Raw genomic sequence first — 18,901 nt, 5'->3', positions numbered from 1 at the left:
GGTTTAGGAAGAACCCGTCAGCGCAGTCCCTTGAAAACATTCTTGGGCCGTTGCATCTCGCCGTGCTTGGCACCGAGGACGATCACCGAGGCGGCGAAGGCGGGGATGGCCCATTGCAGCACCTTCAACTGCCTCTGCGCCGACTGCAGCTTTGCCGAAGAACCGGACCGCGGCTCGGTGGCGCCCTTGGCACCTTCATCGGCCAGTTTGTCCACTTTCTTCCCCAGCACCCCCGCATACAGGGTCACGGCAGCGCCCGCCACCGTGACGGCCGTCTTGTAAACGGTGTCCCGGGCCACGCCCTCCTGGCTTGCGATCCTGTCCCTGTTTTCCAGCGCGATGAACAGGTCCGCCAGCAGGTGCGTTGCGAAGGCGGCCGTCTGGACCGGCGCCCATTTCATCCAGCCGCGGCTTGAGAGCCGCGTACGCTCGGCCGGGTCCTTCGCCTCCGCAGTGGCCCCGTTCAGGCCGATGGCGCCCATCAGCGAGCCGCCAAACCAGGCCGCTGCCGTGAGGTCGTGAACAGACCGCGCAAAAAGATTTCCAGCCATGATGTCCTTCCTAGTGCAAGAGGTTCAATCCGGAACAGTGGCTTTCGCGGGCCCGAGGTTCAGATGCCCGCCAGCCGCACCAAAGACATGGTCCCCACATGGTAAGCACACTTACTAACGTTACGGTAGCCCGTAATATCAACGGTTCTGTGCGTAAAATCAACGCCATGGGATCAACAGGAACACTGTTCGGCTGGGCATTCGGCGACTCCGAACGCGAGGACGACCAGGCATATGTGGACAGGCTGAAGGGCGAGGCGCTGGCCAACGCAACGCAGGCCGCCAAGAGCAAGGGCTTCGACGTGGAGGCCGGCTCGGAAGTATTCACCGTCCTCAGCGCTGGCGACGCACTCGTCGACATTGACACCGCACCCGACGACCTCGTGGTGCGTTGCACGGTAAAACTCGTGGGCGAAGGCTCGGAGCGCATCCATGCAGAAGGGCCGATGAACGGCTAAACGGAACGGTTAAACCGGAGGGCATGACGGACAACGATTCGACGATCAGCGAGGCGGCCGACGCCGCTGAGGCTGCATCGAACACCAAGGCGCTCGACGTCGTCGCGCGTTCCGGTTTCGCTGTCATGGCCCTGCTGCACATCATCGTGGGCGTCATCGCGATTGCCCTGGCCTTCGGGCATCCCGGCGAGGCCGAGCCCACGGGCGCCATCGAACAGCTGGCCGCCAACCCCTGGGGCCCGGCACTCATGTGGGCCGGCATGGTCGGGTGCGCCGGGCTCTCCCTTTGGCAGCTCAGCGAGGCCACCCTCCGGGCCCGCCACCTGCGCCGCAAGGAACGGATCGGGAAGCTGATCTCCTCCGGGTTCCTGGCAATCGCCTACGGCAGCGTCGGGCTCAGTTTCGGCGGCTTTGCGGTGGGGCTTCGCGGCGACTCCGGCGAGTCAACGAGGGACGTAAGCGCGGCCCTGCTCACCAATCCCTTTGGCGGCGTGATCCTCAGTGCCTTGGGCCTGACCGTCATAGGCGTGGGCATCTACTTTGTGGTGAAGGGCTTCCGGCGGGGGTTCAAGGAGGAGCTCTTCCACTTTGACGGCACCCGCCGGGGCAAACTCATCGATTCGCTGGGCGTGACCGGCCACGTGGCGAAGGGCATCGCACTGTTCCTCGCGGGGCTGCTTTTCGCCATCGCCGCCGCCAAGCACACCCCCGAAGAATCCACGGGTCTCGACGGCAGCCTGAAGGCCCTCCGCGACCACGAGTACGGGCCCTACCTGCTGTTTGCCATCGGTGCAGGCTTCATTTGCTACGGGATCTTCGCGCTGGTCCGGTCGAAGTTCGGCAGGATGTAGCCATGGGAAAGGTCTGGTCATGGGAAGGCGAAGCATGAAAAGACGATTCAGCGGCGATCCGGCGGGGGCGCCGAACCGGACCTCCAACCGCACGGCCGACCTCGCCGGGCGTGCTTTCGCTGCCGCGTTCCGGGCCGTCAAGGCCGTGCGCCCCGTCCGCCCCATCCATCCGCGGGGCATCAGCCTGGTCGGCGAACTCGTCCTCACGGGCGCCGCGGGGCGCGCTGCTGCCGGACTCCCGGGAGCCAGCGGGATCTCTTGGCTCGACGACGCCGGAACCTGCCAGGTGCGCGGGCGGTTTTCCCGGTCGGTGGGGCTTCCTGAATCGCTACCGGACATTCTGGGCCTGGCGCTGCGGATTTCTCCCGCTTCCGACACTTCCAGCCGCGCCGGTTCTCTCGGTGCCGGCGGCGCCGGTGACTTTGACGCCTCCGGCGACAGTGCCGACGTCGGGGATGTCCTGTTCGCTTCGACCGGCTGGGGCGTGCCGGGCCGTTACATGCTGCTGCCCAAGCTGGATGTTGGCACTGCCAGGTTCACCACGCTGATGCCGTACAAGGGTGCCAACGGCCCTGTCCTCCTGGGGCTGCGCACGCTGTCTCTGCCCGGGCGTGCGACCGGCCGGGCAGACACCGGAGGAAACTTCAAGGAGTCGCTGGCGACGGGAGACTGGACCCTGGCGCTGTCGTACGCCAGCCCGGCAGGCCTGTGGGTGCAGGCCGGCCTGCTGCACCTGAGAGCAGCCGCCACTGCCACCGCCCCGGGGGACGCTGCCGCGGGGGACACGGCCATCCGGTTCGATCCGCTGAAGCACCCCCTGCCCGGCGCCGGAACCTACCCCTGGGCCCGCCGGCTCCGGGAGCGTTCGTACCGGGCCGCCCGACGCCCCGCAGCCCGCATCATCGGCGGCCCGGATCCCGCCAGGTTCACAGCTGCAGACCAGACCTCCGCCTCCCGGCGTCAGGGTTTGGCCGACGAAAGGAACACCATGTCAACCGTCACGCAGGTCTTCAATTCACCGGCATCGGCAGTCTGGACAGTGATCGCGGACGGGTGGCTCTACTCCGGCTGGGTGGTGGGTGCCTCGAGAATCCGCGACGTGGACGCCCGCTGGCCGGAGGTGGGCGCCCAGCTCCACCACTCGGTGGGCGCCTGGCCGCTGCTCATAAATGACTCAACCAAGGTGACAGCGGCCGATCCGGGTAAGCGGCTGGAACTGATTGCGCGCGGCTGGCCGATCGGCGAGGCCAAGGTGGTCATCACCCTCGAGGACTTGGGCGAGCAGTGCCGCGTGACGATGATGGAGGACGCCGTCCGCGGGCCCGGCCTGGCCGTGCCGAGGGCCCTGCGCGGCCCGGTCATCACGGTCCGCAACCGCGAAACCCTGCAGCGGCTCGAACTCATGGCCGCCGGGGGCGCGGGAGCTTAAACCAAAGGAGGCCCACACCCGGCGGGTGAGGGCCCCCTTTGCCTTAAGGAGCTAGACGCTGGCGGCGATCCCGTCGCGGGAGATGGAGACCATGTCCTCGCGCGGCACCACCTTGATGCGCTCACGCACAACCTCAACGCCGTGCGAGCCGCCGGCAGCGGTGGCCTCGGCGCCCAGGGCGAGCTCGTGTGCGTCCAGTGCCAGCCAACCTTCCCAGGTGGTGTATTCCACGCCGCGGCTTTCGAGCAGGTCGACGACGGCGCTGGCAGCAGGTGCCTCGGCAACCGGCAGGTTCTCGCGGTCTTCCAGCAGGAAGGTCACCGTCTCCAGGGCGTCACCCTTGGTGTGGCCGATGAGGCCGACGGGTCCGCGCTTGATCCAGCCGGTGGCGTAGATGCCCGGGACGTGCTCGCCGGAGGCGTCCAGGACCCGGCCGCCGGCGTTCGGGACGACACCCTTCTTGTGGTCGAACTCGATCTCGGGCAGGGCGGAACCGAAGTAGCCGATGGCCCGGTAGACGGCCTGGACCGGGTAGTCGATGTACTCGCCGGTGCCACGGGCGTTGCCTGTGCCGTCCAGTTCGGTGCGCTCAAACTTCATGCCGCTGACGCGCCCGGGGTTCTCGGCGTCGTCGTAAATTTCCACCGGGCTGTGCAGGAAGTGCAGGTGCAGGCGGCGGGAGGCCTTGAGCTCGGAAAGGTCCTCGGGCTGCTCGGCGATCCAGTTGGTGAGCGTTCCGACCATGGTCTTGGTCTGGTTGTTGGTCTGGATCTGGCGGTCGGATTCCTCGTCGAACTCGAAGTCCTCCGGGTACAGGATGATGTCCACGTCCTTGGAGTGGGACAGCTCGCGCAGTTCCAGCGGGGTGAACTTGACCTGGGCGGGGCCGCGGCGGCCGAAGACGTGGACGTCGGTGACGGGTGATGCCTTCAGGCCGGCGTAGACGTTGTCCGGGATTTCGGAGACCAGGAGGTCGTCGGCGTGCTTGGAGAGGACACGGGCCACGTCGAGGGCCACGTTGCCGTTGCCGATCACGGCGATTTCCTTGGCGTCCAGCGGCCATTCGCGGGGAACGTCCGGGTGGCCGTCGTACCAGGAGACGAAGTCGGCGCCGCCGAAGGAGCCTTCGAGTTCGATGCCCGGGATGTTCAGGTCGGCGTCCTTGATGGCGCCGGTGGCGAAGATGACGGCGTCATAGTGTGTTTGAAGGTCCTCGATGGAGAGGTCCGTGCCGTAGTCAACGTTGCCGAAGAAGCGGATGTCGCCGCGGTCCAGGACCTTGTGCAGGGCGTTGACGATGCCCTTGATGCGCGGGTGGTCAGGGGCCACTCCGTAGCGGATCAAACCGTAGGGTGCCGGGTAGCGGTCGAAGAGGTCGATGCTCACGGTCAGCTCGCCGCTTTTGACGGCCTCGCTCTTGGTGAGGATGTCCGCTGCGTAGACGCCGGCCGGGCCGGATCCGATGACGGCCACACGCAACGGGCGGGCGGCGGTTCCTACGGTGGTGCTGGTTGACACGGCTGTGTTCCTTTTCTTCGGTCCCACCCAACTAGCTCGCATGTGTTGTCGTTTTGAGGGCTCAAAACGACAACAACTGCCAGCCAGTTGGGACTCGGGGGCTAGGGGGTGAGAACGCGGGTGGTGCTTGTGCGGGGCTTGTTGGGGCTGGTGGTGCTGTAGTCAGCGGTTTTGAAGTGCGACGGCGCGAAGGGGCTGACGCGGACAACGTCACCGATGACGATCACTGCAGGATTGGCGACGCCGGCGGCCTCGGCCTGGTCGGCGATGGTGCCGAGGGTGCCGATGGTGACGCGCTGGTCCGGCAGGTAGCCGTTTTCAACAATACCAACTGGTGTGTCACCGGGCAGGCCGGCTTTGCCGAGGGCGGACGCGGATTCGCGGAGCTGGCCAACGCCCATGAGGAGCACCACTGTGTGGTCCGCACGGGCCGGGACCTCGGACAGTTCCTCGTGGCCGGTGACCACGCTGAAGCCCTTCGCCAGACCGCGGTGCGTGACCGGGATGCCGGCAGCCGCGGGGACGGAAATCGCGGAGGTCACTCCGGAAACCACTTCCACCTCGACACCGTGCTGGCGGCAGAATTCTGCTTCCTCGCCGCCGCGGCCCAGGACGTAGGGGTCGCCGCCCTTGAGTCGCACCACACGGTGGCCCCGGAGCGCCTCTTCGACGAGGATCCGGTTGATCTCGGCCTGCGGCACGGGGTGGTGGCCCGGTGTCTTGCCGACCTCGATGACGCGGACGTCCGGGGCAAGCTCGTTGAGCAGTTCGCGGGGGCCGAGGCGGTCGGCGACCACGACGTCGGCCTGGCCGAGCAGCCGGCGGCCGCGGACGGTGATGAGGCCGGTGTCGCCGGGGCCGCCGCCGACAAGGGCGACCGATCCACGGTGGGCACTGTCCTTCGAAATACGGCGACGGCGCAGCGGCAGGTCCCCTGACTCCAGGGCGGTGGCGACGGCGTCGCGCAGGGCCATGGCACGGCGCGGGTCTCCCCCGGCGTTGACGGCGATCTTAACGTCGTCCACCACGGCGACGGCGGGCGTCCAGGCTGCGGAGGACTCATGGTCGGAGGCGTTGACGCACCAGACCCGCTGCGCCTCGGCGTCGGAAGCCACCAGCGTGTCCACGGCCGGATCGCCGGTGGCGGTCTGAACGAACCAGACGCCGTCGACGTCGTCGGAGCGGTAGGTGCGGGATTCCCAGGTGAGCAGGCCGGCGTCGGCGAGTTCGCGGACCGCGGCGGTAGCCTCGGGGGCGACAACGGTGACGCGTGCACCGGCGTCGAGCAGGCCTTTCGCGCGGCGCGCAGCAACGCGTCCGCCGCCCACCACCAGCACGGGGCGGCCGAGGAGGCGCAGCGCCGTGGGGTAAATGTCCTGAATTGCCATGGATCAACGGTAGGGCTGTGTTACGGGCCCGGCCAACGGCGCGGAAACACCAGTTCACGCAAGGTAACGCTGCGTCACATTGCGACAACAATCCTGCGGTGCTCCGGCACGGGGTTGATGCACCGGAATTGTCTGTGCCGAGCCCTACAATAACTCCGATCGGATTCACCGATCGGTCTCAACATGGGGGAAGGACACTCGTTGTCTCTGCACGAAAACGTCCGTACGCGGACGCGCCCTGGTTTTCTGACCAGGAGCATCGCCACAGCCGGGAGCATCGCGCTGCTTGCCGGACTTCTGATGGCTCCGGCAGCACAGGCGCTGCCGATGGAAACCGGCACTGTTACGGAGCCGGCACCGGCTCCCGCTGACTCGGCACCCGCGGATCCGGCACCCGCGGATCCGGCACCCGTGGATCCTGCTGGAGAGCCGTCGGCGGAAGCCACGCCGACGGAAACAGTGCCCGCCGAGGTGACACCCGCGGAAACAGTGCCCACGGAGACGGCGTCTGCCGCTCCGGAAAACGTCAGCCTTCCGGTTATTGAGGGCGACCCCGTCGTCGGCGGCACGCTCACGTCCATGGGTGGTCAGTGGAACGGGGCCGGCTGGATCCAGTACAGCTGGATCATCGACGGCGTTCCGGTCCAGACCGCCGGCCACGTGGTCGGCGAACCGGATGTACTGAACATCGTCCCGTCCATGGCAGGCAAGAGCGTCCAGCTCACTATGTGGCGTCATCGGAGGCCCAGGCTCCCGACACCGAGGTATCAGCCGCGGCCGTTACTGTCCGCCCGGCGGCCTTCACCGGAGTTGTTTGGAGCAACGGCGTTACCGGCACGCCCGCCGTCGGCCAGGAGCTGTCGGTAGGCACTCCGCAGTGGGAGAACTCCGCCAGCCAGGGAGCGCTGGCCTACCAGTGGTTCCGCGGCACCTTGGCCATCGGAGCGGCCACCACCGCGCGTTACACCGTCACAGTGGCCGACGTCGGACAGAAACTGTGGGCCAAGGTGACCCTGTCCGCTCCGGGCTTCACCTCGGTGGAACTCTCTTCCGTCCAGGCCACCGGCGTCTCCGCCACCTTCGCAACGGCGCCCGTGCCCACCGTCAGCGGAACCGCCCGTGTTGGCCAGGTGCAGACGGCGAACGCAGGAACCTGGGCTCCCGGCGGTGCCGTGCTGTCCTACCAGTGGTACCGCGGAACGGCGGCCATCGCCGGCGCTGTCGGCCGCACCTACACCACGGCCGCGGCCGACTACGCCAAGGCGCTCAAGGTGCGGGTGCGGGCAACCAAAGCCGGCTTCGTCACCGTTGACCGCTTCTCCGCCGCACGCATCATTGCGGCAGGGAGCATCGCTGCCACCAAGCCCCTGACCGTCGTGGGAACCCACCGATACGGCAACACCGTGAAGGTGTCCCAGGGCTGGCCCGCCGGCACCACCATCCGCTACCAGTGGTACCGGAACGGCGTAGCAATCAAGGGCGGCACTGGGTACGCGCTGTATTTCAACGCGAGTTACATCGGCTCACGGGTGAACGTGAAGGTCACGGTCTCCAAGCCTGGCTATGCGACGCGGTCGGTTACCACCGCCGCAGTCACCGTTGGCAGGGCGCTCATCAACCTGAAGACGGCGCCGCGCATCACCGGGGCTACCTCCTCGGGCTCTGTCCTCACAGCCAATCCCGGCACTTACTCCCCCGCGCCGTCGGCCTACGCGTACCAGTGGTACCGCAACGGCGCCGCAATCTCGGGCGCGCGCTACCGCACCTACCGGCTCACCGCCGCGGACAACGGCCGCTCCATCACGGTCCGCGTCTCCGCCAGCCTCATCTACTCGGACACGAGGGTCACGATGAGCCCGGCGCTGAAGCTGCCGGTCTGGGCAGTGACGGTCCTTCGCGGCGACGGCACGTACCGGGTGGGAACGCAGATCAAGCCGGGGCTGTACAAGTCCACCGGCGGATCCTTTTGCTACTGGGCACGTCTTCGCGGGTTCTCGGGAAACGTAAGTGACATCAACGCGAACGACATCGTCTCAGGTGTGACCTATGTCCAGATCCTTCCCGGTGACGTTGGCTTCGAAAGCGATGGCTGTGGAGCCTGGACCACTGTCCCTTCAACCGGGGCAAGGGCCACTAGCATCACCAGGGACGGGACCTACCGGGTGGGGATCGACATCCTGCCGGGAACGTACTACGGATTCGCGTCGGAGGACTTCTGCTACTGGGAAACCTTGAGCGGGTTTACCGGAACCTTTGACGAAATTTATGACAACGACATCCCGTCCGGGTGGATCGTCGTGACCATTCCGTCGTGGGCCAAGGGCTTCGAAGTCCACGGCTGCGGGACCTTGACGCGCGGCTAACCTCCGGAAAGCCGAAAGCCCGACGGCGACTACCGCCGTCGGGCTTTCCTGTTCAGTCGGGAGGTGCCTAGCGGGTGCTGCCTGCGAGCAGCCCGCGGCGCTGGAGGAGGCGCTTCTCGATCGGCGCGAACACCAGCAGTTCGATCAGGATGCCCACGGCCAGGATGAGGAGGATCGCGGACATCACGATCGTCATGTCGGCGAGGTCGCGGCCTTGGTTCAGCATGGAGCCGAGGCCGAACCCGATGGTGCCGCCCACGGCGATGATTTCCGCGGCCATGAGCGAACGCCAGGAGAAGGCCCAGCCCTGCTTAAGGCCGCCGAGGTAGCCCGGCAGCGCTGCCGGAAGGATGATCTGCACGGCCATCTGCAGCCGCGAGGCGCCGAGGACCGTGCCCACGCTGCGGTACTGCGGCGGGATCTGGTCCACGCCGGAGATCAGGCCGTTGATGATCGACGGGATCGCGCCCATGAACACCACGAAGTACACGGTGGCATCCGTGAGGCCGAACCAGATGATGGCGGCCGGGACCCACGCAACGGACGGCAGAACCTGCAGGCCCGAGATCAGCGGCCCGAACGCCCGGCGCAGCGGCGCCACCTGGGCCAGGAGCAGGCCAACCGGCGTCGCGATGGCGACGCTGATCAGGAAGCCCAGAAGGCCGCGCTGCAGCGAGGTCCAGACGGCTTCCTGCAGCGAACCCTCAGCCCACAGGGTGCCAAACTGCTCCAGCACATCCATGGGGCCGGGCACCTGGTCACGCCGCTTGAGACCCAGCGAGACGTAGAACTGCCAGATGATGATGAGCACCACGACGGCGGCGACCGGAAGCAGGATCCGGCTCCAGTCGACCCGGGCCTTGCGGACCGCGTCCGACTGCAGCGAGTCCAGCCCGGACTCCAGTTCACGCAGGTCGGCCGAGCCGGTCGAGGACCGGGTCAGCGCGGCGTGCACCTTTTCGGCGGCGGAAGCGCCAGCCGACCCGTGGCTTTCGACGGGCGCAACCAGCGGGGTTTCGGTCGCCTCGGGCGACTCGGCCACCGGAGATGGGTTACTTGGCATGGCGGCGGATCTCCTCTCGCAGCCGGGCGGTGATGACCCCGGTCAGCTGTCCGGCAAGACCGGCGTCGGTACGGTGTTCTTCGGTGACTTCCCATTCCTGCACCACGCGGCCGGGCCGGGAGGAGAGCAGGAGGACGCGCTGGCCCAGGCGGACCGCCTCGCGGACGTTGTGGGTCACAAAGACGATGGTGCGTCCGGTTTCCTTCCAGATGCGCTCAAGTTCGTCGTGCAGCAGGTCGCGGGTGATGGCGTCCAGGGCCGCGAACGGCTCATCCATCAGCAGCAGCTGGCGGTCCTGCGCGAGCGAGCGGGCCAGGGCCACGCGCTGGCGCATGCCGCCGGACAGTTCATGCGGGCGCCGGTCCGCGGCTTCGGCGAGGTGGACCAGGTCCAGCAGCTCTGCGGCTTTGACGCGCCGCTCGGCCTTGCCGACGCCGCGCAGCTTCAGTGCCAGCTCGACGTTCTCGCGGGCGGTGAGCCATGGGAACAGGGCGGAGTCCTGGAACATGAACGCGGCGCCGTCGCTGGGCACTTCAAGGGCGCCCGACGTCGGGAGCTCCAGTCCGGCCATGATGTTCAGCAGGGTGGACTTGCCGCAGCCGGACGCACCGAGGAGGGCGACGAACTCGCCCTTGCCGATGGTGGCGTTGACGTCGTCCAGCACCGGGGCGCCTTCGCCGAAGCGCTTGCCCAGGTTTTCCAGTACGACTGGCATGGTCCCGTCCTTTGTTCGTGGTGCGTTGAATGCGGCGCAGATGCGGGCCGGGCTAGTCCTGGCCCAGCCCTGCAGCTGTGGATTTTTCGGTGGCCACTGAATTCAGCGCCCGGAGGTCGAAGAGTCCGTTGAGGTCGGCCTTCTTGGTGGTACCGGCGTCCACACCGTCCTGGAGCAGCTTCTTGAACGCTCCGGCCAGCGGGTCCACCGTGAAAACGATGTTCTTCAGCGAGCGGTCGATGACGTTCTGTGCCAGTGCCTTGCCGGCGTCCTGTTTGAGGGCGGCGTTGACGACGGCGGCCTTCTCGGCGGCCGGGGTGTCGTTGAGCCACTTCACGGACTCGACGTGGCCCTTGAGCAGGGCTTCCACGGTCTGCGGGTGCTCCGCGGCGAACTTCTTGTTAACGATCAGGATGGTGGTGGGGAACTCGCCGGGCTTGCCGGTCAGCGAGCCGTCCCACAGGTCCTTCTCGTCCACCAGGACCCTGGCACCGGCCTGGAGCACCAGGCGGGACGCCCACGGCTCGGGCAACCACGCGCCGTCGAGCTTGCCGTCCTGGAACAGCTTCAGGGTCTGCGCATTTTCGGTGGGGTTAATGGCAACGTCCCCGCCGCCGTCGGTGTTGGTCTTGTAACCCTGCTTGCCCAGCCAGGCGCGCAGCGCCACGTCTCTGGGTACCGCCCAGCTGCGGGGAGGCCAGGGTCTTGCCCCTGAGGTCGGCCGCGGTCTTGATCTCCGGCTTGACCACCAGCTGCGCACCGCCCGAGGCTGCCCCGGCGATCACACTGACGGACTCGCCCTTGCTCTTGACGAACGAATTGATGGCGGGGTTCGGGCCAATGTACGTGGCGTCAATCGCGCCGGCATTCAGTGCCTCGATGGCGGCCGGACCGGCGTTGAACACCTGCGTGCTGAGCCTGGTGTTGCCCAGGTTCTTCGCGATGAAGCCCTGCTTGACGCCAACCAGCGCCGGGGCGTGCGTGATGTTCCCGAAGTAACCCAGCTTCAGCTCGGCTGCCGGCGTGCCTGCCGCAGGGGCCGCCGAGGCATTGGAATCCCGGGCCACGGCCGACGCAACAATAGCGCCCACACTGATCAGCAGGACGAGCCCGACAGCCAGCGCAACTTCCAGGGCGCGGCGGCGCTTGGGCGTCTGGCTTTCGCCGGCCACAATGCGGGTCATGCCCGGCCTGGAAGTACTCATGGATTCACCATAGGGACTGGCGTAAAAGGGGTTCAACGGAGCGGAAACCCGGGGTCACGCAGGTTCATGCAACGTCACATTCAGCCACAAAAATCCGCCTGCGCGCGGGCCCGTGGAATTTCGGGGCTAATCCCCCTTGACATTGACCAGCTGGCGCAGCCGGTGCCGCACCTTCACCAGATCGGCGGCGTCGCGCATGACCTGGTCGATCGGCTTGTAGGCGGCCGGGATCTCGTCGATGAACGCTTCCGTGGCCCGGAACTCGATGCCGTGCATGGCCTCCTTCAGCTGGGCCAGCGTGAACGTCTTGCGCGCCGCGTTACGTGAATACTCCCGGCCGGCGCCGTGCGGCGAGGAGTTCAGGGAAGCCGTATTGCCGAGTCCCTCCACGACATATGACGCCGTCCCCATGGACCCGGGTATCAGGCCGGGGTCGCCGGCCTCCGCCTTGATGGCACCCTTGCGCGACACCCAGACCGACTTTCCGTAATGAGTCTCTTCCTGGGTGAAGTTGTGGTGGCAGTTGATCCGCTCCGTCTCCGTGACAGTTCCGCCCACCCAGTCGCTGAACTGCCGGATCACGCGGTCCATCATTTCCTCGCGGTTCAGCAGGGCGAAGTGCTGGGCCCAGCGCAGCTCCTTGATGTAGCGCGTGAACTGCGGCGTGCCTTCCTCCAGGTATGCGAGATCCGGGTCCTCCAGGGTGATGCGCTTGTCCCGGGCCACTCCCTGCGCCACCGTGATGTGATGCTGGGCGATCTTGTTGCCGATGCCGCGTGAGCCGGAATGCAGGAACAGCCAGACGGCGTCGGTCTCGTCGGTGCAGACTTCGATGAAGTGGTTGCCGGACCCGAGCGAGCCAAGCTGGAGGTCCCATTTCGCCACGTACTGGGCGGGGTTGAACCCGGCTTTCTCGGCCCGCCTGTGCAGGTCGGCGATGCGCGGTTCCGCCGTCGCCGTCACCTTGCGGTTGTTGTGGCCGGCGGACAGCGGGACGGCCCGCTCGATGCCCTCCCGCAGCGGTTTCCGGTCCCGCGGCAGCTCCTTAAGGGCGTACTGGGTCCGCACAGCGATCATGCCGCAGCCGATGTCCACCCCGACGGCGGCCGGAATGATCGCGCCGAGCGTCGGGATGACGGACCCCACCGTTGCGCCCTTGCCGAGGTGCGCGTCCGGCATCAGTGCCAGGTGCGGGTAGATGAAGGGCAGGCGGGACGTGGTCAGTGCCTGCTCACGGGTCCTGTCATCCAGGATCGACGCCCAGTTGATGAGCTTGCTGTTGATGGTCTCCACGAGCGGCCTCCCATTCTTGATGATGGTGGGCCAGTCTGGGCATGGCAAGGGCCCGGGAACCGCGAGATCGCCGGAACGCAGCGAGGCCGCCGTACGGATACGGCGGCCTCGCTGCTCTTCCGGCGAATTCGGCGGAATCAGATGCTGTAGCGCTCGTCCTCATGGTCGCCCGGGTGGTCCTTGACCAGGCCGGCGGCGAGGGTATTGCCGTCGAGCGGGTCGATCACCAGGAACGCGCCCGTGCGGCGGTGGTGCAGGTAGTTCTCGAGCGGCAGCGGGGCGGCGAGCCGGAGCTGTGCGTGCCCGATGTCGTTGAGCTCCAGGCTGGAGGCACCCTCGAGGTTGAAGGTGGCCAGGTCCAGCTTGCCGTTGACACTGCGGACCAGGGCCTGCACGGTGCGGGTACCGTGCTTGACCAGGACCTTGGCGCCCTCGCGGAGCGGCTTCGGGGACAGCCAGCATAGCTGGGCGTACAGGTCGGCCGAGCTTTCGCGGACGGTGCCGGCGGCGGCGATGGTGTCACCGCGGGCAACGTCGAACTCGTCAGCCAGGCGGATCGCCACCGACTGCGGCGCCGCCGCTTCCTCCAGTGAGGCGCCGGCGAAGTCGATGCCCGTCACGGTGGTGGTGCGCGGGTCCTGGCCAGGCGTGAGCACAGAAACCTTGTCCCCTACCTTTACGGAACCCTCGGTGATCTGCCCGGCGTAGGCGCGGTAGTCGCGGTATTCCTCGACGTCGAGCCCGCCGGCAACAGCGTCCGGCGCCAGCGCGCCCTGCGGCCGGATGACCAGCTGCACGGGGAAGCGGAAGCTCTCCAGGTGGCTTTCGAGTTCATCGGCGGCGGGCAGCGTCTCGAGCACCTCGAGCAGCGCCGGGCCGGTGTACCAGGGGGTGCGCTCCGAGCGCTCCACCACGTTGTCGCCGTCGAGCGCGGAAACCGGAACCACCAGGAGGTCGGCGATCCCGTCGGATCCCAGGCCGAGCTCGCGGCCCACCTGCTGCACGTCGGCCTCGATCTCGCGGAACACGGACTCGCTGAAGTCCACGAGGTCGATCTTGTTCACGGCCACGATCACGTGTGCCACGCGCAGCAGCTGCAGCACGGACAGGTGCCGGCGGGTCTGCTCCAGGACACCCTTGCGGGCGTCAATGAGTACGACGACGGCATCCGCCGTGGACGCGCCGGTCACCGTGTTTTTGGTGTACTGCACGTGCCCGGGGCAGTCCGCGAGGATGAAGCTGCGGCGGTCCGTGGCGAAGTAGCGGTAGGCGACGTCGATGGTGATGCCCTGCTCGCGCTCGGCACGCAGGCCGTCGGTCAGCAGTGCAAGGTCGATGCCGCCGGCCGAGCCGCCGAAGCCGCGGTCCGAGGATGTACGGGCGACAGCCTCGAGCTGGTCGGCGAGGATGGCCTTGGAGTCGTGCAGGAGCCGGCCCACCAGAGTGGACTTCCCGTCGTCGACCGATCCTGCGGTGGCGAAGCGGAACAGCGAGGCGGACGCGAGCGGGGCCTCGTCCAGGAGGGCCGCGGCGCGGGCGGTGTCAATGTCGGTAGTCATTAGAAGTAGCCGTCCTTCTTGCGGTCTTCCATGGCGGCCTCGGAGATGCGGTCATCCGCACGGGTGGCGCCACGTTCGGTGATGGTGGAGGCGGCAACTTCGATCACGACGTCGCGCACGGTGGCGGCAGCCGACTCAACGGCGCCGGTGCAGGACATGTCACCCACGGTCCGGTAGCGGACGGTCTTGGTGATGACTTCCTCATGCGGCAGCGGCTGGGAAACCTCGCCCACCGCGCGCCACATCCCGTCACGGGCGAAGACCTCGCGCTCGTGGGCGTAGTACAGGCCGGGAAGTTCAATGTTCTCGCGCTCGATGTAGCGCCACACGTCCAGCTCGGTCCAGTTGCTGATGGGGAACGCACGCACGTGCTGGCCCACCGTGTGGCGGCCGTTGTACAGGTTCCACAGCTCGGGGCGCTGGTTGCGCGGGTCCCACTGGCCGAACTCGTCGCGCAGGCTCAGGATGCGCTCCTTGGCGCGGGCCTTGTCCTCGTCACGGCGGCCGCCGCCGAAGACGGCGTCGAACTTGTTGGACTGGATGGCGTCCAGCAGCGGAACGGTCTGCAGTGGGTTGCGGGTGCCGTCGGCACGCTCGGCCAGTTCGCCGCGGTCAATGAACTCCTGGACGGAGCCGACGACGAGCTTCAGTCCCAGCCGCTCAACGGTCCGGTCTCGGAAGTCGATGACCTCGGGGAAGTTGTGGCCGGTGTCCACGTGCAGCACCGGGAATGGGACCTTGCCCGGCCAGAACGCCTTGGTGGCCAGGTGCAGCATGACCACGGAGTCCTTGCCGCCGGAGAACAGCAGCGCCGGCTTCTCGAACTCTGCCACCACCTCGCGGATGATGTGGATCGCTTCGGATTCGAGGGTGTCCAGGCTGGAGAGGCGCGTTGAGGCAGCTGCGTCGGTCACCAGGGTGGGCTCCTCAGTTAGGAAAGTGCTCATACGTGTAGTCCGCATTCTGTCTTGTTGGTTCCTGCCCAGCGGCCGGCGCGGGGGTCCTCGCCGGGAGCCACCTTGCGGGTACAGGGCTGGCAACCGATGGACGGGTAGCCCTGTGACAGGAGCGGGTTGACGGGCAGGAGGTTGTCGTCGGAGTACTGGACCAGCTGGTCGAACGTCCAGGCGGCCATCGGGTTGACCTTGACCAGGCCGTTGGCCTCGTCCCACGTCACCAGCGGGGTGTTGGTGCGGGTGGGGGCCTCGCCGCGGCGGACGCCGGTGAACCACAGTTCGTAGCCGGACAGCGTGCGGCGCAGCGGGGCCACCTTGCGGAGGGCGCAGCACTGGGCGGCGTCGCGGGCGAACAGGTCCTTGCCCAGGAGCCGGTCCTGCTGCTCCACGGTGTTCTCGGGGAGGACGTCCACCACGTTGACGCGGAGGTTCGCGGCCACCTCGTCACGGGTGGCGTAGGTTTCCGGGAAGTGGTAGCCGGTCTCCAGGAACAGGACATCGACGCCGGGAAGCTGGTCTGCGACGAGCGCCGGCAGGACGGCGTCGGCCATGGAGCAGGCGACGGCGACGGCGGGCATGTCGAAGTTGCGCTCGACCCAGGCGATGACGTCGCGGGCGGGGGCGTCCCAGCCGAGCTCGGCGGCGCCGGCCTCGGCCAGGGCCTTCAGCTCGTCGTGGGAGCGCTTGGCTCCGCTTGTCGGGGCCTGGGATTCGGCGGGCTCAACCACCGGGTCGGCTCCCAATGCGTGCTTGCTCACTGGAGTGCCTCCTCGTCTGCTGCGTGGGCCCACTCGGCGAAGGTCTGGCCCTCGGCGCGGTCGGCGACGAACTTGCGGACAACCCGTTCGACATAGTCGGGCAGGTCTGCGACGTAGACCTTCAGGCCGCGCACCGTGCGGCCGAGGCCTGCCTCTTCACGGTCGGTGGAAGCCAGCCCGCCGCCCAGGTGGACCTGGAAACCCGGGGTCGGGTCGCCGTCGGGCGTGGGGAGCATCATGCCCTTGAGTCCGATGTCCGCGGTCTGGATGCGGGCGCAGGAGTTGGGGCAGCCGTTGATGTGCAGCGACAGGGCCTGCGGGAGCTGGCCGCTCTCCGTCAGGTCGGCGAGGCGGCGTTCCAGCTCGGCGACGGCCGTGGCCGCGGTGACCTTGGTTTCCACGATGGCCAGCTTGCAGAACTCGATGCCGGTGCAGGCGATGGTGCCGCGGCGGAACACGGACGGGCGGGCGGACAGGCCCAGGGCGTCCAGTTCGGCCACGAGCGGCTCCACCTCGTTCTTCTCCACGTCCAGCACCACGATCTTCTGGTGCGGGGTGGTGCGCAGGCGGTAGGAGCCGCGGGCCTCGAGGGTGTCAGCGAGCTTCACCAGCTGCGCGCCGGAGAGGCGGCCGGCGATGGGGGTGGCGCCGATGAAGAACTTGCCGTCCTTCTGTTCGTGCACGCCCACGTGGTCGCCCGGGGTGGACGGCTTGGGCGCGGCGGGGCCGTCGGCCAGCTTGTAGCCGAGGTATTCGTCCTCGAGGATCCGGCGGAACTTCTCCGGACCCCAGTCGGCGAGGAGGAACTTCAGGCGGGCCTTGGTGCGCATGCGGCGGTAGCCGTAGTCACGGAAGATGCTGGTGACGCCGAGCCACACGTCGGCGGCCTGCTCCGGGGTGACGAAGGCGCCGAGGCGCTTGCCGAGCATCGGGTTGGTGGACAGGGCGCCGCCCACCCACAGGTCGTAGCCCACGCCGAGTTCGGGGTGGCGGACGCCGACCAGGGCGCAGTCGTTGATCTCGTGCACCACGTCCTGGCTCGGGTGGCCGGTGATGGCGGTCTTGTATTTGCGCGGCAGGTTGGACAGCAGCGGGTTGCCGATGAACCGCTCGCCCAGCTCTTCGATGAGCGGGGTGGGGTCGATGATCTCGTCCTTGGCGATGCCTGCCACCGGGGAGCCGAGGATGACACGCGGAACGTCGCCGCAGGCCTCGGTGGTGGACAGGCCGTTGCTCTCGAGGCGGCGCCAGATCTCGGGGATGTCCTCCACGCGGATCCAGTGCAGCTGGATGTTCTGGCGGTCCGTGAGGTCGGCGGAGTCGCGGGCGAAGTCCACGGAGATCTGGCCGATGACGCGCAGCTGCTCGGTGGTCAGCGCACCGCCGTCGATCCGGACGCGGAGCATGAAGTACTTGTCCTCAAGCTCGTGCGGCTCAAGCGTTGCGGTCTTGCCGCCGTCGATCCCGGGCTTGCGCTGGGTGTAGAGGCCCCACCAGCGGAACCGGCCGTGCAGGTCCTGGCCGGGGATGGCGTCGAAGCCTTCCTTGGCGTAGATGGACTCGATACGCTCGCGGACGTTGAGGCCGTCGTCTTCCTGTTTCCAGGTTTCGTTGGCGTTAAGCGGGGTGGTTCCGTCCACCTTCCACTGGCCGTGAGGCTTGGCGGCGGGGCGGGAGGCACGGGCGGGGCGCGCGGGCTTGTCCGTGGACGCTCCGGCTAGAGCTGTATCAGTCATGCATCGACTGTAGAGCCGCGCCGAAATACGTCACAAAGGACCGGAAATGCTAAGTCACCTAAGGAAACATTTCGTCATGACTCGCCGGGAGGCCTTGAACGGCGCCCCCGGCTGTGCTTCCGGCTCCTGGCTCCGGGGCCGCTTTTCAGGAGTTGACGGAGTGGGCCGCCAGCGCCGCGTCGTACCGTTCCAGCGCGATCTCTGCGAGCACCGGCGAGGGCAGCAGCGGCTCGGTTACGAGGTCCGCGCCGGCCTTGGCGAGCTGGTCGTGGAAGAAGCCCGGCGCCAGGAGGTACGAGGCCACCACCACGCGGCCGCCGAGGCTGACTCCCCCGGCAGACTCCCCTGCCCCGGCACCGCCCGCGGCTTCCTCGCGAAGCATGGCCACGGCTTCCGGCACCGAGGGTTTGGCCGAGGCCCCGTATGCGGGCACGATCCGGTTGGAGCGCAGGGCCCCCAGCTGCCCGGCCAGTTCCTCGACACTGACGGCGGCGTTCGGGTTGGAGGAACCCGCGGCGGCGAGGACGATCGAATCGTTGTCCGTAACACCGGCCTCCCGCAGCCGCTGGTCCAGCAGGGCGGCGAGGCGGGGGTCGGGGCCCAGCGGCGCCGCGGCCACGGTGCCAGGCCGGCTCTTAACAGCCTTCGCAATGTCCACCTTCACGTGGTAGCCCACGCTGAGCAGCAATGGAACGACGACGGCGGAGGCACCGGCGGCGCCTGCCTCGCCGCCGGCCCGGGGTACTGCTGCACCGGGCGCGGAGGTGACGCCGGACGCTGGGCCGGCGGCAGCACCGCCGTCGGCCGCCAGTGTGGACGCGGCGGGGTCCGCGGGGAGCCCGGCCACCACGTCGACCAGATCGGGCTGCTGGACGTCCACGTACGCTTCGCGGACATCGAGCCCCGGACGCAGCGCGGCCATGGCGTCACGGAGGGCGTTGACCTCGGCGGCTCCCTGCGCGTTGGAGGTTCCGTGGGCGCAGGCGATCAGGATCGGGCTATTCATAGGGGCTAGCGTAACGTTGGAGCTGCACTGTCCGCCCCTTGAAATATGCCGG

The 18,901-nt window shown here is 67.7% G+C and carries 16 protein-coding genes and 1 pseudogene; 5 read left to right on the top strand and 12 right to left on the bottom strand.

What is annotated here, in order from left to right:
* Positions 1–17: 17 nt before the first annotated feature.
* The gene (locus ABIE00_RS04915; protein WP_354257490.1) at positions 18–551 is read right to left on the bottom strand and encodes a hypothetical protein; all 534 of its coding nucleotides are present in this window, start codon (positions 549–551) and stop codon (positions 18–20) included.
* A gap of 167 nt (positions 552–718) precedes the next feature.
* Between ABIE00_RS04915 and ABIE00_RS04910 the strand changes: the two genes are divergently transcribed.
* The 3 genes from ABIE00_RS04910 to ABIE00_RS04900 are packed head-to-tail and all read left to right on the top strand — an operon-like array spanning position 719 to position 3,289.
* A complete protein-coding gene (locus ABIE00_RS04910; RefSeq protein ID WP_354257487.1) occupies positions 719–1,009 on the top strand; it encodes a hypothetical protein in 291 nt (96 codons plus the stop codon).
* Between the two features lie 23 nt (positions 1,010–1,032).
* A complete protein-coding gene (locus ABIE00_RS04905; RefSeq protein WP_354257485.1) occupies positions 1,033–1,860 on the top strand; it encodes a DUF1206 domain-containing protein in 828 nt (275 codons plus the stop codon).
* Positions 1,861–1,894: 34 nt separating this feature from the next.
* Entirely contained in the window at positions 1,895–3,289 is a 1,395-nt protein-coding gene (locus ABIE00_RS04900; protein WP_354257482.1) for an SRPBCC family protein, read from the top strand.
* A gap of 51 nt (positions 3,290–3,340) precedes the next feature.
* On the opposite strand, the gene ABIE00_RS04895 is transcribed toward ABIE00_RS04900, so the two are convergent.
* The gene (locus ABIE00_RS04895; RefSeq protein ID WP_354257480.1) at positions 3,341–4,807 is read right to left on the bottom strand and encodes an FAD-dependent oxidoreductase; all 1,467 of its coding nucleotides are present in this window, start codon (positions 4,805–4,807) and stop codon (positions 3,341–3,343) included.
* 101 nt (positions 4,808–4,908) lie between these two features.
* Positions 4,909–6,195, bottom strand: a complete 1,287-nt coding sequence (gene cobA, locus ABIE00_RS04890; RefSeq protein WP_354257478.1) for a uroporphyrinogen-III C-methyltransferase — start codon at positions 6,193–6,195, stop codon at positions 4,909–4,911.
* Positions 6,196–6,396: 201 nt separating this feature from the next.
* Here cobA and ABIE00_RS25930 point away from each other — a divergent pair, with 201 nt between their 5' ends.
* Together ABIE00_RS25930 and ABIE00_RS25925 are read left to right on the top strand one after the other, a co-directional pair.
* Positions 6,397–7,062 carry a hypothetical protein gene (locus ABIE00_RS25930; protein WP_502914198.1) on the top strand — a complete coding sequence of 222 codons (666 nt, stop codon included), beginning with the start codon at positions 6,397–6,399 and terminating at the stop codon, positions 7,060–7,062.
* Positions 7,063–8,045: 983 nt separating this feature from the next.
* On the top strand, positions 8,046–8,558 hold the full coding sequence (locus tag ABIE00_RS25925) for an Rv1352/Rv1906c domain-containing protein (RefSeq protein WP_502914271.1): 513 nt from the start codon (positions 8,046–8,048) through the stop codon (positions 8,556–8,558).
* 67 nt (positions 8,559–8,625) lie between these two features.
* Here ABIE00_RS25925 and ABIE00_RS04880 read toward each other — a convergent pair whose 3' ends face one another.
* From ABIE00_RS04880 to ABIE00_RS04840, 9 genes and pseudogenes are all read right to left on the bottom strand, one after another.
* Positions 8,626–9,621 carry an ABC transporter permease gene (locus ABIE00_RS04880; protein WP_354257474.1) on the bottom strand — a complete coding sequence of 332 codons (996 nt, stop codon included), beginning with the start codon at positions 9,619–9,621 and terminating at the stop codon, positions 8,626–8,628.
* Positions 9,611–10,336 (bottom strand): ABC transporter ATP-binding protein, encoded by a 726-nt coding sequence (locus ABIE00_RS04875; protein WP_354257471.1) that lies wholly within the window; start codon positions 10,334–10,336, stop codon positions 9,611–9,613. The genes ABIE00_RS04880 and ABIE00_RS04875 overlap by 11 nt, the downstream gene beginning before the upstream one ends.
* Positions 10,337–10,388: 52 nt before the next feature.
* Positions 10,389–11,520, bottom strand: a pseudogene (locus ABIE00_RS04870) (ABC transporter substrate-binding protein).
* A 147-nt stretch (positions 11,521–11,667) separates the two neighbouring features.
* The gene (locus tag ABIE00_RS04865) at positions 11,668–12,834 is read right to left on the bottom strand and encodes an RtcB family protein (RefSeq protein WP_354257468.1); all 1,167 of its coding nucleotides are present in this window, start codon (positions 12,832–12,834) and stop codon (positions 11,668–11,670) included.
* A 137-nt stretch (positions 12,835–12,971) separates the two neighbouring features.
* On the bottom strand, positions 12,972–14,393 hold the full coding sequence (locus ABIE00_RS04860; protein ID WP_354257465.1) for a sulfate adenylyltransferase subunit 1: 1,422 nt from the start codon (positions 14,391–14,393) through the stop codon (positions 12,972–12,974).
* On the bottom strand, positions 14,393–15,340 hold the full coding sequence (gene cysD / locus ABIE00_RS04855; RefSeq protein WP_331573258.1) for a sulfate adenylyltransferase subunit CysD: 948 nt from the start codon (positions 15,338–15,340) through the stop codon (positions 14,393–14,395). The genes ABIE00_RS04860 and cysD overlap by 1 nt, the downstream gene beginning before the upstream one ends.
* Positions 15,337–16,077, bottom strand: a complete 741-nt coding sequence (locus tag ABIE00_RS04850; RefSeq protein WP_354263276.1) for a phosphoadenylyl-sulfate reductase — start codon at positions 16,075–16,077, stop codon at positions 15,337–15,339. Before ABIE00_RS04850 ends, cysD begins: the two co-directional genes overlap by 4 nt.
* A 26-nt stretch (positions 16,078–16,103) precedes the next feature.
* Positions 16,104–17,843 carry a nitrite/sulfite reductase gene (locus tag ABIE00_RS04845; protein ID WP_354257462.1) on the bottom strand — a complete coding sequence of 580 codons (1,740 nt, stop codon included), beginning with the start codon at positions 17,841–17,843 and terminating at the stop codon, positions 16,104–16,106.
* Between the two features lie 145 nt (positions 17,844–17,988).
* Positions 17,989–18,849, bottom strand: a complete 861-nt coding sequence (locus tag ABIE00_RS04840) for a sirohydrochlorin chelatase (RefSeq protein WP_354257459.1) — start codon at positions 18,847–18,849, stop codon at positions 17,989–17,991.
* Positions 18,850–18,901 lie beyond the last annotated feature (52 nt).

The sequence above is a fragment of the Arthrobacter sp. OAP107 genome (genome assembly GCF_040546765.1).
In the GTDB taxonomy this organism is placed as follows: domain Bacteria; phylum Actinomycetota; class Actinomycetes; order Actinomycetales; family Micrococcaceae; genus Arthrobacter.
This window is presented reverse-complemented; position numbering and strand designations above follow the sequence as displayed.